General features: G+C 51.2%; 10 protein-coding genes. 4 read left to right on the top strand and 6 right to left on the bottom strand.

Annotated elements, in window-relative coordinates; translation table 11 throughout:
• Positions 1-474: 474 nt before the first annotated feature.
• Entirely contained in the window at positions 475-873 is a 399-nt protein-coding gene (locus tag AC27N8_RS06215; protein WP_487065039.1) for a RidA family protein, read from the bottom strand.
• 293 nt (positions 874-1166) lie between these two features.
• Between AC27N8_RS06215 and AC27N8_RS06210 the strand changes: the two genes are divergently transcribed.
• Positions 1167-1595, top strand: coding sequence for a hypothetical protein (locus AC27N8_RS06210; protein WP_487065037.1), 429 nt, complete (start codon positions 1167-1169; stop codon positions 1593-1595).
• A 116-nt stretch (positions 1596-1711) separates the two neighbouring features.
• Here the strand turns inward: AC27N8_RS06210 and AC27N8_RS06205 are convergent, their stop codons facing one another.
• Positions 1712-3049, bottom strand: a complete 1338-nt coding sequence (locus AC27N8_RS06205; protein WP_487065035.1) for a hypothetical protein — start codon at positions 3047-3049, stop codon at positions 1712-1714.
• A gap of 323 nt (positions 3050-3372) precedes the next feature.
• Between AC27N8_RS06205 and AC27N8_RS06200 the strand changes: the two genes are divergently transcribed.
• Positions 3373-4302, top strand: a complete 930-nt coding sequence (locus AC27N8_RS06200) for a bifunctional helix-turn-helix transcriptional regulator/GNAT family N-acetyltransferase (RefSeq protein WP_487065033.1) — start codon at positions 3373-3375, stop codon at positions 4300-4302.
• A gap of 36 nt (positions 4303-4338) precedes the next feature.
• On the opposite strand, the gene AC27N8_RS06195 is transcribed toward AC27N8_RS06200, so the two are convergent.
• Entirely contained in the window at positions 4339-4821 is a 483-nt protein-coding gene (locus tag AC27N8_RS06195) for an effector-associated constant component EACC1 (RefSeq protein WP_487065031.1), read from the bottom strand.
• A gap of 383 nt (positions 4822-5204) precedes the next feature.
• Here AC27N8_RS06195 and AC27N8_RS06190 point away from each other — a divergent pair, with 383 nt between their 5' ends.
• Positions 5205-6818 carry a DUF1800 domain-containing protein gene (locus tag AC27N8_RS06190; RefSeq protein ID WP_487065029.1) on the top strand — a complete coding sequence of 538 codons (1614 nt, stop codon included), beginning with the start codon at positions 5205-5207 and terminating at the stop codon, positions 6816-6818.
• 15 nt (positions 6819-6833) lie between these two features.
• Positions 6834-8096, top strand: a complete 1263-nt coding sequence (locus AC27N8_RS06185) for a DUF1501 domain-containing protein (RefSeq protein ID WP_487065027.1) — start codon at positions 6834-6836, stop codon at positions 8094-8096.
• A 522-nt stretch (positions 8097-8618) separates the two neighbouring features.
• Here AC27N8_RS06185 and AC27N8_RS06180 read toward each other — a convergent pair.
• From AC27N8_RS06180 to AC27N8_RS06170, 3 genes are all read right to left on the bottom strand, one after another.
• Positions 8619-9620, bottom strand: coding sequence for a P-loop NTPase family protein (locus AC27N8_RS06180; protein ID WP_487065025.1), 1002 nt, complete (start codon positions 9618-9620; stop codon positions 8619-8621).
• On the bottom strand, positions 9617-10816 hold the full coding sequence (locus AC27N8_RS06175; RefSeq protein ID WP_487065023.1) for a sigma-70 family RNA polymerase sigma factor: 1200 nt from the start codon (positions 10814-10816) through the stop codon (positions 9617-9619). Before AC27N8_RS06175 ends, AC27N8_RS06180 begins: the two co-directional genes overlap by 4 nt.
• 112 nt (positions 10817-10928) lie before the next feature.
• Positions 10929-15461 carry an AAA domain-containing protein gene (locus AC27N8_RS06170; RefSeq protein ID WP_487065021.1) on the bottom strand — a complete coding sequence of 1511 codons (4533 nt, stop codon included), beginning with the start codon at positions 15459-15461 and terminating at the stop codon, positions 10929-10931.
• Positions 15462-15652: the final 191 nt, after the last annotated feature.

Here is a 15652-nt window from a genome sequence, read left to right as displayed (position 1 = left end):
ATTGCGGGCATTCGGGCTAGTAAATCTACTAGTTATGGTTTTTTACGTAAAAAGCCTGCAATGAGTTGTAGTGATAGTGAACATAATTATCACATCTACATTTTTTGTGGAATAATTACTATTTTGGGGCGCCAGAGAGGATGTATTTTACGCAGGAAGGCTTCTTAGATCGTTTCCGCCACAGCTGTTTGCAACCCGGCGTTGTGCTCTGTCAAAGGTCATCGCGCCTCTGTCGCATGGGAGACGTGTCTCCAAAACAGGTCCGAAAGGCGATGGGGGAGCCGCGCCGCTACGTCGGTGGGCGTCTCACCCCATTGGGATGCGCGTCTCCCATGCGACATCGGTGCGATGACCTTTGACAAAGTACTACGTGGGCTGGCCTGTCACCCCACAGCGTAACGGATCTGTTTGGGATGCATGTCTCCGCTACAACAGAGGCACGATGGCCTTGGGCAGAGCAATATTATGTCGTTTTTAGCTGGGATCAGAGGGGAGAATGGCGATCGCTTCGATCTCTACCAGTAGGCTTGGATCGATCAGGCGTCTGACCTCGACCATCGAGGTCGTGGGCAGGATTTGGCCGAAGACCTCGCCATGTGCGCGTCCAATCTCCTCCCACTGCGCAATATCGACCACATATTGACGCGTCTGGACAACGTCATTAAGCGTAGCTCCGGCCTCCTCAAGCACCGCCGCGATGCGTCGCCAGATCTCCTGTGCTTGCGCGTAGGGATCATTGGGATACACGGCCTTGCCATCCGGCCCGGATGCGGTAGTACCGGAGACAAAAATAAGATGCCCAGCTCGCAATGCACGCGAATAGCCAACGATCGGTTCCCAGTGGGAACCTGATGAAAAATGCTGTTTGTCCACGATTACTCCTTTATTGATACGCGTCGATGTGATCGGGAAATCTCTGCTACTTCAGTAAGCGTATGCAATCTGCTCCATGCTTGTCAAGTGTCGCATGAGATATTTTGACTAGAAAACGGTTAAGTGAAGCTCTCTACGCGTTTCTCTTAATAGAAGGAACATGGCGCAATGTGCAGGCACTGTCGCGTATTGCCATCATTTTTTTGGATAGAGTGAACAAGAATTTGTTGCTTTCTTTTTTTATATAGCGTATGTTGAATGTAGTCAGTGATAGGTGATAGGAGAAACTAACTATGAAGTTAGATGATATCAATGTCGAGTTACTAGATCTCGTGCACAAATCGGTAGAGATGGGTTTGGCCTCCATCAAAGGTGATGAGGATATGATTCCTGTGCTGAATATCAGGCTCAATCTGATTGTTCTGCAAACAGAGACCCTTGAAGAGGCTCGTGATATCGTTCCTTATATGTTGAGTTCCAGCTCCGTTGATCACGGAGTGTTAATGTATAACAGCTATACAACGCTCCCCGATGGGACTCGCGTCCGCACGCTCCACGTTGAAGTTTATGAGGGTAACCAGACGCGCTGTGCTCGCTTTGCGCAGAACTATCGTCCTCCGCGCAAAGGGACCTTTTTGAGTCCGGCTCATCCTTTTGAGTTGATCGGTGAATTGGCACTCATTGACGATTGCGATACCGTAACAATCGCTGATCCAAAGTAACGTGCGACGCTATTTTTACTTGGCAGAGGTGACTATTATGCATTGTAAAAGAAGGAATTAGTTGCTTTTGTCAAGTAAGGATGTAGCTTATCATGCCTTATTTATTTGGTAAGGCATTAATAACTATCTCTTAACCAGGGGGGCAATGGTTCGGTGTCTCTCCTTGATCTTGAGGTAAGTGCCTGATCTGTTATAACTCTATCCCATATTGATGATTTTGGTTGTGGCGGCGCCTGTGTTGGATCTTCAAAATCCTCGGGTCCTCGTATGTTAGCTGTCAATGGCTTATCTAGGGGCGGCGTTGTAGACCTTTCAACCGGTCCCTGGCTGGCTTCTGATGCTGTTGAAGTTTGTTGATGCTCCATATTACGCGGGGCCTGCTGTGAATGTCCTGTATATTGACTAATTTCACTGGTGATGCGCTGCAACTCTGCTTCATGTTGACTTTTCTTCGATATTGCGTCGTCTATTTGCTTGGATAAATCCGCTTTTCTTTTTATAGGATTTGAAATGTATTCAAAATGTTTTTTGCCTCGATCAGACTTTTCCTGCATCTTTTGTGCTAAAAGGCCTGTCACTACTTCAAGCTGTTTTTTGGATAGCTCTAAATTATCAACTCTTTTGTTTTTTATGTCTTCATCTAATCTCCCTCTTCTTTCTTCGAGATTAGTGATTACCTCCTGTAATGACCTGATATTGTTTGCATGTTCTTGATCTTTTTTGGCTATGAATGCTTCTGCCCTTTTCAAAGATTTTTCGTCTGCTTTAATACGTTGCTCAATGCTTGAAATCTTCTCGACGATGGCAATCTGCTGATCATGCAAAGATGTTAGCCTTGGATCAATACGTTCCTGCAACTCTGGTTTCTGTGATTGTTCAGGAATAGTTCCCAGACTGAAGTCTCGTCGTTTAGGTGAGCTATGCCTTGAATTTTGCTGGTCAGTTGGTTGTAGGCTTTGTAGTTGGTCAGCAATTTTGAACCTTGATGAACTTTCAGGAGTTAATGCGCGAGAAGAAGCGTCGCTGGAATGAGGCGGATCTGGACGAACATTATGCGCCAAAGCCTCAAATGCCTTTTGCCATTGCTCCTCTGATGGCTTCCCTTGCAGATCTACTGGTTTCTTAGAGCCATCAGAAGATCTTTCTGGTACTGGCTTTCTGCTAAGTTCAGGAACGTCTACGTGATGCTGTGCTGATGGAGCTGCTTCTTGTAATTGTAATCTATAATCTTCTTTACTAAATTGTTGATGATAAGTTGCTTGGAGTTCTCCCATCTGGCGATTGATTAATTGCTCACTCAATGACAACTTTGAGTGGTCTGCTTGTTCACTCTGACTATTTTGGTCTTGCGCTAGTCTGCTTCTAAGCACATCGGATCTGGAAGAGGTATGAGATTGATTATAAAGAGCACGTTGATCTCCACCAGACGGTGTTTCTTTAAAATGCTCTGGCACTGATATGACTCCTTCCAGTAGATCCTATCACCGTTGCATTACCCAAAATTATTTAATCGATATACATCTGAGAATAGTGAGCTTGATAGATTACTCATAAAGTATAATCTATGAGCGATAAAGAACCTTCCATTTCTTATTTCAATGACCTAAAAGTACATGACAGACCGGGAATGTCACACGAATCCTGGTTCAAGCATAGAACAGAGAACCTTGCAGAGGCTCGTTAATGTCGTTCCTTCACTGTTTTTACTTGACAAGGGCAACTATTATACGTTATAAAAAAAGAAGTTAGTTGCTTTTGTCAAGTAAGGATGTGCAGTATGCTGATTGACACTCCTGACGCGAAGGTCAGTGCGGTCCGACATTTCAATCGTTTTTTTACGCGACAAATTGGAGCCTTGCAGGAAGGGCTCCTACACAGCCCCTATTCTCTGACTGATGCGCGCATTCTCTTTGAACTTGGTCATCGCGAGCGTGTAACGGCCTCGGATCTCTGCCGCGAATTAGGTCTTGATGCTGGCTACCTGAGTCGTCTTCTCTCCCGCCTCGAACAACAGGGATTGATTGAGAAGGTACGCGCTCACAACGATGGGCGGCAGCGTCTCTTACGTCTGACCTCGCAGGGACAAGATGCCTTTGCCTTGCTTGATCAGCGCTCACGCGATGAGGTGCTGGAGCTATTGAATGAGCTAAGTACCGATGATCAGCACAATTTGCTGCAAGCTATGCAGACGATTGAAAGTATTCTTACCAGCGGATTGAAATATTCTGGACCTTTTTTTCTCCGTTCTCATCAGCCTGGAGATATGGGCTGGGTCATCCATCGTCACGGCCATCTGTACGCCACCGAATATGGCTGGGATGAACATTTTGAGGCGCTGGTAGCTCAGATTGTCGCTGATTTCATTAAGAATTACAATCCCGCACGCGAGCATTGCTGGATTGCGGAGATGCATGGGAAGATCGTTGGCTCTGTCTTCGTTGTGCAAAGTAGCGAGACGGTGGCGAAACTCCGGCTCTTATTAGTCGAGCCCGAAGCTCGCAGTATGGGACTGGGACATCGTCTCGTGGAGGAGTGTATTCGCTTCGCACGTCGTTGTGGTTATCATAAATTGATTCTCTGGACCAATAGCAACTTGCTTGAAGCACGGCATATCTACCAGAAAAAAGGCTTCAATTTGGTGGCTCAGGAAGCCCATCACAGTTATGGACATGATCTTGTTGGCGAGACCTGGGAGCTCCAACTCTAAGCTGTGTCGGATCTGGTATTGTGCGCTGCTGATATTTCATATATACATGTCGCTCGCAGCGGACTTCTTTTGTCGCCGGGCCGGCAAGATGCGCTTGAGTAGCGAGGGCTGTTGTATGGCGATGGCTTGCTGGTTTGGTTCGGGGTGTGTCTGCTCCTGGATGCTGGACGCTTCGAGCACATACTCCTCTTTTGGCTCGTTGTCGGTCAGCTCGATTGTAACCGTGCTGGTGGCTGAGATAACTTTGCTCTCCTCGCTCATCTTATCCACGATGTTCTGGATGGCTGCCGCATCCTGGCTGAGATGATGACCCTGATACTCCAATTTTTTGTTGTCTCCATCGATCTGCACTGTCAGAGTCGTCTTGCGATTGTCGATCCAGGCTTTGAGCACGGTGGCGATGGCGGTCGATGAGAGGATGCCTGAGCTGATCACGATGATGATCTGGACAAGCTCCGATGGCTTATCAGGTAAGGCGTCTTTGTGACCTATAAATGGGAGCTTAAACTTATTTTCCATGTCTTCCTTGAAGGGGATGGTGGATGTTGCCTCTGTTTGTTTTGTAGTGGCACAATTGTCGCTATCTGCTTTCTCCGCGCTATGCGTTCTTGAAAAAGCATACTCTATTTCTGTGCGAAATGCCATCCCCTGTGCCAGGCTACTAGCAGAAATAGATCAAATCCGGACGGTATCTTGAGATTTTCTTAACTTCTTACCAGTATGATAAGGGAAGGTCGCTCAAGGATATACTTGAATAAACAGCATGTTGGTTCTTTTTTGTGCCCTGACACTTTAACTTCTGACATATAATGCTTTAACAATAGCTTTTTAGCGCATGCACGCTGGATAAGATGAGCGATTCTTCGTTTATTCTGACGATTAGAATTATGGAGATGCCAGTAATGGATATACATGAGCATGATCAGCCAACGGTGTCGATGAATGGTGGTGGTGGAAACTCGGGTGCGCCGACTCCAGTTCCGCTGGCTGATACTTCAAGGAATAACGCCGGGCCTTCAGGTGGATTTTCCCGCCGTAAGCTTCTGCTGGGAGTGGCGGCCGGCGTCGGTGGGACTGCTTTTGCTGGGAGTCTGGCGGTGGGTGCAGTGGAGCTGTTGCGCGATCGCCATAGCGATGTTCTTGGAGGAAACGGTCCTGCGGATGCTCAGGCACAGATAGGACATCTCATGCGGCGCGTTGGCTTTGGGATCAATCCTGTGGAAACGTCATCCTACGCCTCGCTGGCGCTGAGCGACGCCGTCGAGAAACTGATCAATTATTCGTCGGTGCCCGATGATGCCTTGGAACAAAAGATCTCCACTCTCAAACTCGATCTGAGTAAAATCGCTGATCAGCAGCGCTGGTGGCTCTTGCGGATGGCCTGGACACAGCGTCCGTTGCTGGAGAAGATGACGCTGTTCTGGCATGGACATTTTGTCAGTAGCTATACCAAGGTGGGTGGCGCACAGGCGTTTGAGCGCATGATGGTACAGAATCAGTTTCTGCGCACGCATGCTTTTGACACCTTTGACAACATCCTGACAGGCATCACAAGCGATCCTGCGATGCTGGTCTATCTTGACCTGACCACCAGCACCAGGAAGTCACCGAACGAGAACTTCTCGCGTGAGGCGATGGAGCTTTTTACGCTGGGACTTGGCCAGTATACGCAGCAGGATGTCCATAATGGAGCGCTGGCCCTGACCGGTTGGCACGTGATCGGTCATACGACGCAATCTCACTATCTGTCGCAGCAGCACACGACCGATACGCTCACCTACCTGGGGCGCACTGGCCAACTAGATTATAAAGATGTCATTAGCCTGCTCGCCAATCATCCCGCGACCCCCTGGTTCATCTGCAACAAGCTCTTCACCTTCTTTGCGTATGAGAATCCTAGTAAAGAGGATCTCCAGCCGCTGGTCGATGCGTATACCAGTAGCAAACATAACATGGGCGCAGTGATGAAAGCTTTATTGCTCTCGCCACAATTTACCTCGACGAAGGCATATCGTAACCGGGTCAAGTCTCCGGTCGAGTTTACTGTAGGAGCCTATCGCAACTTAAATGTTAGCGGTAGCGGAGCGTATCTGCCGCGCCAGACAACGATCATGGGCCAGACGCTGCTTAATCCCCCGAACGTGGCAGGCTGGCCGGGCGATAAGACAAGCGCGCTCTGGTTGAATAGCGGGACGTGGATCGCTCGTGTGAACTATATCGATTATCTGCTACGCAGTCGTGTCGCCCAGGGATCGACGACACCGCTGGTCAACCTTCAGCAGCTGATCGACACCAATCATCTGGATTCACCCGAGCGTTTCGTCGATTACTTCGCTTCGTTTTTATTGGATGGTAATCTGACGGCGCAGCGTAAGCAGCAACTCGTCGACTACTTCAACACCAAAGATCAGAGCAAAGCTCGCGTGAGCCTGACGAATGGTCAGAGTTATCCACTGAACAAAGTGCGTGGAACGCTCTACCTGATGATGTCATTACCTGAATATCATTTAAATTAAAGAAAGGGATGTGTGATGAGACTTTCTCGTAGAGCGATGCTGCGCGATGGGATGCTGGTGGTTTCTGCTGGTATGGTGATGCCTGCTATCTTTAGCCGTGGAGTCGCCTCAGCGCAATCATTATCGCTGGGAGGCGCACGCTTCTCGCAGGCGTCCTCCAATCGAACCCTGATCGTTGTGCAGCTTGCAGGCGGCAATGATGGCCTGAATACGGTCGTTCCTTATGCCGATGCCACGTATCGGCAGATGCGTCCGACGATCGGTGTGGCCGAGGATCAGGTCTTGCATCTGGATAGTCGGTTGGGACTGCATCCGAACCTGTCGGCGCTCAAAAACATCTGGGATGCCGGACATATGGCGATCGTCGAAGGAGTAGGCTATCCCGATCAGAGCCTCTCGCACTTCCAGGCGATGGATATCTGGCAGACGCTTGATCTCAACGGTACCGGCCGCGAGGGCTGGCTGGGCAAATTGGTCTCAGGCATGGTCGATCAGGATGGACATCCCTTCAACGCCATGAATATCGGCGTGCAGACCTCGCTGGCGCTGTCATCGATCTCGAAGCCCGTGCCGACACTGAGCTCCACCAAATCCTACAGCATCACACCCGATCCTATGGATAAGGATGGCGGTAACGCTCGCGTTCAGGCACTCATGAACCTGTACAACACCTATCCCAAATCCTCACCTTACGCCGCCCTGCTCGATACGACCGCTCTCGACGCGCAAGAAGGCGTCAAGCAGCTAAAGCAAGCCGATGCAGCCTATAAATCCGCTGTAACCTATCCCGACAACCCCTTTGCCGCCGGCCTGAAAGTCCTGGCCGAAGCGATCGTCCAGGGATTAGGTCTGCGTGTTGGCTATGTGACGCTCGGTGGCTTCGATACGCACGCCCATCAGCAGCAGACTCATGCAGCCTTGATGAAGACCCTCGCCGATGGCCTCTCTGCTTTCTACAACGATCTGACACAGCATGGCAAAGTCGATGATGTCGTCGTGATGACCTGGTCCGAATTTGGTCGACGCGTCGAGGAGAATGGCAGCCTCGGGACGGATCACGGCACAGCCGCTCCCATGTTCGTACTGGGCAACGCGGTCAACAAAGGCATCTTTGGTGAGCCACCCGATCTGAAAAGCTTGGATCAGAATGGCAACCTGAAATATACCGTCGATTTCCGTTCCGTCTACGCCACAGTCCTCGATCGCTGGATGGGAGCCTCGTCAAAAGATGTCCTTGGTGGCACATTTAACGCTCAGAACTTTCTGTCACCGGTATGATATGTTATTGCATGCTATACCGCAAATGTAGCACAGGGGTTTTACGCCCCTGTGAGGTGACCATGCCACTCATGTACCATGTTCGGTTCCCCAAGCCTCCCTGGCGATATGATTGATGGAGGGCCTTTGACGCTATGGGATCTCACAGGGGCGTAAAACCCATAGGTGCGAACGTAAGCGATCACGATCTTTTCTTCAAAAATTTTGTGCATGAATTGCAATTATGTCTTTATATACCGCAAATGTAGCACGGGGGTTTTACGCCTCTGTGAGATCCCATAGCGCAAAATATCCTCTATTGATCATATTGTCAGGGAGGATCTGTAAGCTGAACATGATACATAAGTGGCATGGGCACCTCACAGGGGCGTAAACCCCCCGTGCTACATTTGCGGTATATAAAGACATAATTGCAATTCATGCACCATGTTCGGCTCCCCAAGCCTCCCAGAGCCTCCTTAAACAACGAGATAACCCTTGGCACTAGGCATCCAACTATGGAATACTCAAGAACTGGATGCATTACTGGTGTCCATCGAGCAGATCTCGGAAGCCATTGATTGTCTCCTCGATGGTCGAATAGGTGCCGGGTAAGTCGCTATATGCCTCGGCGACGGTAAATGGCTGTGTGAGAAAGAGATCTATCTCCTTGCCGCGCTTGAGTTGCTGCTGATCTTCTGTGGAGAGTACTTCGTTCTCTGCACGTGTCCGCAATTCGTAATAGCTCTGTAAGGCGCTGCGCACGCGATTGGCTATCGATTGATGTTCTGTGCTGACGATCTTATCTTCCAGAGGGCGTGAACGTGAGGCGAGCGGATCTAGTGCTGGCCAGAGATGCTGTGTGGCGCGTTCCTGACTGAACCATAATTGTACGTCGAGAGCCTGGAGTATATTTTTCGGCACCGGCAGGATGGTTTCGCTCATGGGAGCAAACCTTATGGTGGTGATGCCTTTGGCATTTGCGAAGCGTTGTACTTCCGTGATGCTTTCTGACGTGATCAGATGATCATCCAGAATAAGCACAGTCTCTTGACCAGTATCTTGAAAGTGCAACGCGATCGTCATTGCGGCGTGCAGGAGTCGCTGGCGTGGCGCTAGCTGATCGGTTGTCTGTTCGAAGAGCATGGTTATCTGATTTTCAGCCTCGATGTCCCGGATCATATCGCGTAGGGCGCTGGTCGTATAGACTGTCTTGCCCATGCCAGCGATCACAATCACGGCCTGATGTCGTGTAATCAGGTTGTGCATAATCTCTTCCATCACGACATCTTTGCCCATTGCGAAGCCTGCGTTCATGCCAACGATGCTCCCGTGAGCTATCGGAGCCATTAAATCGATCGCCTTGATGCCTGTCTCTAGCAAGCGTACAGGAGTGGCATGAGCAATTGGATTGAGCGTATCTGGTATATAAAGTGGCAGAGATGGTGCGGCATCAAGTGCGTCTTTTTGATCAAGTGGCTCGCCGCTGGCGTTGAGGACGCGTCCCAGTACAGCCGGTCCGACGGGTATCATGTTAGCTTTCATTGTGTGATCCTTTCTTGCAAAAGAGTGCTTATCTGTTCGTTTTTTCTGTCAAGCGCCCAATCTCCAGGAGTACGTCTGGTGATATCGCGCGCGTGTTGATCTGCTCCATGTTTCAGTAGTAGCTGAACGATCCCGGCGTGACCTTTGATCGCTGCCCAGTGGAGAGGCGTGCGTGCGTGGAGACTTCTACAGTTGATGATCACTCCATGCTCTATGAGCAGGTGTGCCATCGCAACGTCGCTTTTGATCGCTGCCAGATGTAGGGCGGTCAATCCATTAAAGAGCGGTAGCTCTGCATTTGCTCCATGTACGAGCAGCCAGGTAGCCATTTCATGACAGTGATTAAGCACAGCTCCATGGAGTGGTGTCAGACCAGCGCTCGTACGGACATTACAGTTAGCTCCATAGTCGAAAAGCAAGCGTGCCACTGCCACATGATTATTCATGGCTGCCTCATGTAGAGCTGTCAGACCTGGCCTGATAGCGATGCCGGCGTGCCGTTTTGCTTCGTTGGGCTCACATTTCATATTGAGTAGCATTGGACTACGCGTCAGTAAATTCCTGACGGCATCTCCATCGCCCAGCCTGGCGGCAATCAGCAGGCGCACCCTGGTGGGAAAGGTGTCAGTGATTGAGATGCGTTGCTCCTGTAGGACATCACGGGTAAGATCAATTAGCTCATCCTTGAGTTGCTGGCGGGCGGTATAGAGTCGCTTTTTGACGGTCGTTACCGGGACGTCGAGAAAGGTGGCAATGTCTTTGAGCGTGTAGCCAGTGCCATAGAAGAGTACAACGGCGAGGCGCTCACGCTCGGGAAGCGCAGCGATTGCGCGTCGGACTTGTTCCCGCATCTCGTTTGTCTCGAGGATTTCTGTCGGACTGGAGCCACCGATAGGGAGGTCGGTTGCATCTTCCAATGGACTCCTGGCCAGACGTTTGCCTCGCGTCAGACGATCTGCTTGCTTGAAGATGATCGTGCGGAACCAGCTGGCAAACGCTGCTGGCTCGCGTAGTTTACCCAAATTGAGAAAGGCGTCAAGAAATGCCTCTTGCGCGACATCCTCAGCGGACTGTCTATCTCCTACCATGGCATACGCGCTGGCGCAGGCCATATCTTGAAAACGTGCGACAATCTGATTGAAGACTTCCGCGTCGCCTTCCTGTACCGCTCTCACGAGCGAGTCAAGTGCTTCCATGATTCCCTCTCGCCTTTGTATCTCCGATTTTCTCTTACTGTAGAAAAGACCCGCTTTCTCTGCAAGAGGATACCGGACATGAGAGAGGAATAACTGAAGTAGCGTTTTACTCTTAGCGGGGACCTGCCCACAACTGACGTAGCTCTGCTGCGCGACGGATCACGCTTTGCATGAGGACCTGATCATTTTGATCTTCGATGCCGTTGCTATTTGCCGCACCTTCGGGTAGGATATCTAGCGCCTCCAGGCGGGAAAAGACAGGCTTCATGGCTTTCTCTGGATTGCGGAAAAACTGGCTTCCTCGGATACGTACAAAGCGCCAGCCCAGACGTTCCAATATGGCCTGCCGGGCCATATCGGCCTCTAATTTTTCGATAGGCTGCCAACGGTCGCCATCGCATTCGATCGCCAGACGCTTATTATTGCCCTCGACCACCAGATCGATGCGATAAGCGCCTACTGGCCATTGTGGAATGACGCGATAGCCAGCCGCTGACAACTGCTTGAGCACTTGCTGCTCAAATTCCGACTCTGTTCTCGGCTCCTGGTCGTCCGGATTATGAGCAAAGTTGCGAGGATTTCTGGCGTGCAGAATAAGCTTCTTGCGAATATCCCCATCTTTGAGATGGCGGTCGGGATCTAAGGAGTGGATGACCCACATTTGATCACGTGCTCGACTGGCGGCGACATTGTAGCGTTTCTTTGCCGTCGCATCGCGAGCATCCTCGTCGAGCAGCATCAAGGGACCGTCTCCCTGAGGGGATGTGACGAGCGACAGGAACATAATATCGCGTTCGTCGCCCTGGAATTGAGCCGATGTGCCGCAGAGCAGTTGTCGACGTACGTACTCTGTGGCGGGCAGGTAGCGACGTAGGAGCGTATCGATGCGCAACGCCTGCTCTTCGCGCAGCATAGAGATCACTCCCATGGTGGCGTTGTGATACTCGGGATGCTCGCTGGCGGCCACGACCAGCGACGTGATGGTGATGGCCTCTTCTTCGTTGATGGCCAGATTGTTGGCGGTGCCATGGACGTTATATTCGATTGTCGCCGGGCGGATCTGCACCTCGCTATCATCGCGCAGCGGCTTGATCTTGCCGTCGTACGAGAGGTTGTTGCTGAACTGGATGATCGGGGAGACGCAGCGAAAATGCTCGCGCAAACAGACCGGCTGAAAGGTTGTCATCGTCAAGCCATAGATGGAGAGCTTGCCATCATAGAGTTCCTTCAGAGGAATCCCTTCAAGGTACTCGCGGATCAACTTATCGATGTCATCGAGATTCTGTCCTACGGCCAGAGGCGTGACCTGCTCATGATCTCCTACGACAACGACCTGCGCTCCCATGTAGATGGCGGTGAGCGCTTTGATGTCTGCCTGACTGGCCTCATCGATAATCACGACGTCGAAGCGATTCTGACGCGGATCAAAGTTCTGTACCACGCGGCTCAATGGCATGATCCAGACTGGCACGGCCGTCTGACAGGTCGGGATGAGTTGACGCGCTTCTGCCAGCAATTGAGGAGCACGTTTACCTGTCCCCTTGCCGACTTTACGCATCAGTTCCTTCCAGCCCTGCAAGGCGCGACGCTGTTCCAGCGTCGTGCGCCTGATCTGAGCGGCCCAGGCTTTCTTCTCCACCAGTTCGGATGTGATCATGTGGAGGTTTTGCGTATTACTCGCCAGGCGCTCCTGGACGTCCTGCAGCGAGATGCTGGTGCGGCGATTGAGCTCATCCTGTAACTTTTTGTAGCGCCACGCCTCATCGATCTCCGGTATCTGAGCCTCTCCATGCATATCCTGGCGCACGCGGATAGCTGCCGCCCAGGCCGGTGCCGCACGCTCCAATTTTGCCAGTAAAACCGAGCGTTTCTGCTGTTCTTTCTGGCGCTCATATAACCTGATGACATATGCGTAGCAGGCAGCATATTCTTTCAGATCGCGCTGCTCGACGGCAGCTTGTATCCGCTTTACCAGAGGCGTCGAGACGGTTCCGGCGAGCATACGTTGCAAGGTAGATTGTAAGTCACGCAGCTTTTTGTCGTTGAAGGTATAGACGCGACGTTTTTCTTCGGCTGTCAGTAAGGTTGGCAGATATTCGCGCACGACGATGCGCAGCTTCAAGATCGGATGATGATCGGCGACCGTTAAAGGCAACTCTGAGAGTAATTTCTCCCAGAGGAATCCCTGTTGTCTGAGTTGATTCTCCAGCGGGAGCCAGACGCTCTGATACCAATCCAGACATTGCTGCAAGCGGTTGACGTATTGATGACAGATGGCCTCAGGCTGCTGTCCCAGAGCCATGGCATCATGAGCGCCCAGCGGCGTGATCTGTCGCTGCCAGCGTCCAATCAGCTCCTTGCGAGCCCTCTTTAGAGAGACTTGCGCGAGTAATGCCTGGATATGTTCTCTGCTTTCTGGTGCGTGTCCCTGCACTTGCGCCTGATGGACGACCGTTTTCCAATCCGCGTGCATCACTAATATCACGCCATGTAATTTGTGGCCCTTATCCAGATAGTCAAGCATGTCCTGCAAGACCCGCTCGATGCGATCAGGCAGGCAGTCATCGGGGATAAATGGATCATATTCAAGCAACAGGGATGTAGCTTGTAGTGCCAGCTTATACGTCTGCTCAATCTTTGCGATCAGTTCTTCCCAGATCTGACGGCTCATGCCACCTTCCTGTCCTGCCTGGATCACGGCCAGACGCCAGGGAGTCTCATCATTGAAGAAAGAGAGCGCATTCTCTAGCTGCGTCTGGAGCGCCTGAAATGATGCCAGTGTCTGTCCCTGTACGGTTGGTCGCCAGAGATCGCTGCGGTAGCCAAGCTCTTCTTGCTGGCGTTGCTTCTGCGCTTTCTGGATAGCTTCTATCTCTCGCAGACGCTGTTCCAGGGTTTCGGGTGCCAGGATCTTCTGTATATCTGGTAGACCTTGGATGATATCCTGTTCATCCTGGACCGAAACAGTCTTGTTGGTCTGATAGAGCTCTACGAATTCTTGTGGGGAAAGCGGCAGTGGCGCGTTTAAGGTGACTGGATCTTGTAGCCAGCCGACGCTGGTATTGGCGGCGATGTAACGAGCGGCTTCTGAGGGCGTATAGCGTAGCTTATCTACGGAGATTGTCTCGTATTCGCTACTGCGTGCCAGCTTCATCTCGTCGCGGTCGTGGCGGATCTGCTGGATGATGTTGATGCGCTGACGTATCAGTTGTGCCGCCTCCCACTCCAGACGCTGCTCATTCTCGGACGAGAGGCGTTCAGTGATCGCATCGATGGAGCGCTCCATCTGCTTGCGATTATCCTCTTCCAGCATACTCACGCATAAAGGCTGGAGCGGCGGTACGATCTTCTCATGCAGAACTTTGAGCGCCTTGGAGGTATGGCTGGTTACCAGGACACTTTTTCCCTGCGCGAGGAGATGTCCGAGCAGATTGGCAATCGTATGGGTCTTGCCGGTTCCAGGAGGTCCCTGTACCAGTACCGCTCCATACTGCTCAAGTTTTTGCGCAACTTCGAGCTGCTCCGCATTTGCGGGCTTACTCAATAAAATATGCTCATCCTCTCCGTTGGGCGAGAAGAGTGGATGCGTCTGCGACGATGATGGTCCTTGCTGCGTGCCATTTCGTTGCGGATTATTTGGCTGGGCGCTGATACCTACCAGGCTGGTCAGCGCATAGGGCAGTTGTGCCCGTTGAGGGATATCCTCTAAAATCGCTTCGATTGCGGTACTAAAACCGAGAATACGTTTGCGGACAAATAGCACCGGCTGGCGAAAGAGCCAGGGATCAGTTGACGACGGTTGGATAGATGTCTGATCGGCCACAAACTGTCCATTGGAGGAAAGATGATGGATCATGCGTTGAAAGAAATACGCCGTGCCATCGGTGTCCAGCGGATGCCAGCGCTGCGCTTCAAAATCCTGCCGGATCAGGCTGACGTTACGAGCCTGCACTTCGGCGACACCTTGCAGGAGAGCGCTATAGAACTCTGGCGGCTGCTCCGTTTCACTGATAGTGAATTCTGGTATCTGGGGATCAAATTGGAGCTGTACCCGCATGAGCAAGATTGGATGGTTGATCATAATATCTTGGCGTGTATGCCATTGGAGGATACCGTCGCCGACCATCAACTCCAACTGTTCCAACTCGCGCTCAAGTTGCGTGTGGAGCTCATAGAGTCGATCAAAGACCTGCTGGGCCTGACGTGCCGGACGCTCCTGATTGGCCCAGATGTGATAATCTTGTGCCCAGGCTTCAAACTGCTCATTGAGTACGGGATTCGCCCTGATCCGAGGATCAAAGGAGAGATCTTTTTGCGGATCATTCCAGCCATTTCTCAGATAAGGAGCCACCTCCCTTGGAGGTTCAGGCGGCGCAGTGAATATAGACCGTCTCACCTTGAGCAGGAAAGCCTCGCTTGTCTCCGCTCCATCGACAACTTGCTCATCGGAAGAAAGCTCGCGTAGCAGTGCCGGGATGCCAATCTGGATTGATGGGTAATGCGGCAGGCTCTGAAACCATAGCGTCCAGGGCTGAGAGGCAATATCACGCTGAACCGGATTTTGCAGATGGTTGAACGCTTGAATATAGCTGAATAATTGGACAAGTTTAGCGCGTGTCTGATCCTGATCGAGATTCTGATTCATGTGATTCGCAACCGCCTTTGACAAAGTTAACCTGTCTGTATAAACGTAGAAGCACCCCGGAAATACAACACCAATCGTAGCGTCGTACGCTTGCGTACGATGTCCCAGTTTCTCGTACGATAACGCCTGCTAGCGCATGATACCCGAGATGATACGTTACGTACGTCGAGTGGGACATCGTACGCAAGCGT

This window comes from Dictyobacter sp. Z7_2 (assembly GCF_057551105.1).
Note: the sequence above shows the minus strand (reverse complement) of the source record. Positions and strands in the feature narration are given on the sequence as shown.

Bases quoted from the DNA above. Each gene is read 5' to 3' on its own strand.
- AC27N8_RS06210 (WP_487065037.1), top strand. From the start codon at position 1,167: ATGAAGTTAGATGATATCAATGTCGAGTTACTAGATCTCGTGCACAAA.
- AC27N8_RS06200 (WP_487065033.1), top strand. From the start codon at position 3,373: ATGCTGATTGACACTCCTGACGCGAAGGTCAGTGCGGTCCGACATTTC.
- AC27N8_RS06195 (WP_487065031.1), bottom strand. From the start codon at position 4,821: ATGGAAAATAAGTTTAAGCTCCCATTTATAGGTCACAAAGACGCCTTA.
- AC27N8_RS06190 (WP_487065029.1), top strand. From the start codon at position 5,205: ATGGATATACATGAGCATGATCAGCCAACGGTGTCGATGAATGGTGGT.
- AC27N8_RS06185 (WP_487065027.1), top strand. From the start codon at position 6,834: ATGAGACTTTCTCGTAGAGCGATGCTGCGCGATGGGATGCTGGTGGTT.
- AC27N8_RS06180 (WP_487065025.1), bottom strand. From the start codon at position 9,620: ATGAAAGCTAACATGATACCCGTCGGACCGGCTGTACTGGGACGCGTC.
- AC27N8_RS06175 (WP_487065023.1), bottom strand. From the start codon at position 10,816: ATGGAAGCACTTGACTCGCTCGTGAGAGCGGTACAGGAAGGCGACGCG.
- AC27N8_RS06170 (WP_487065021.1), bottom strand. From the start codon at position 15,461: ATGAATCAGAATCTCGATCAGGATCAGACACGCGCTAAACTTGTCCAA.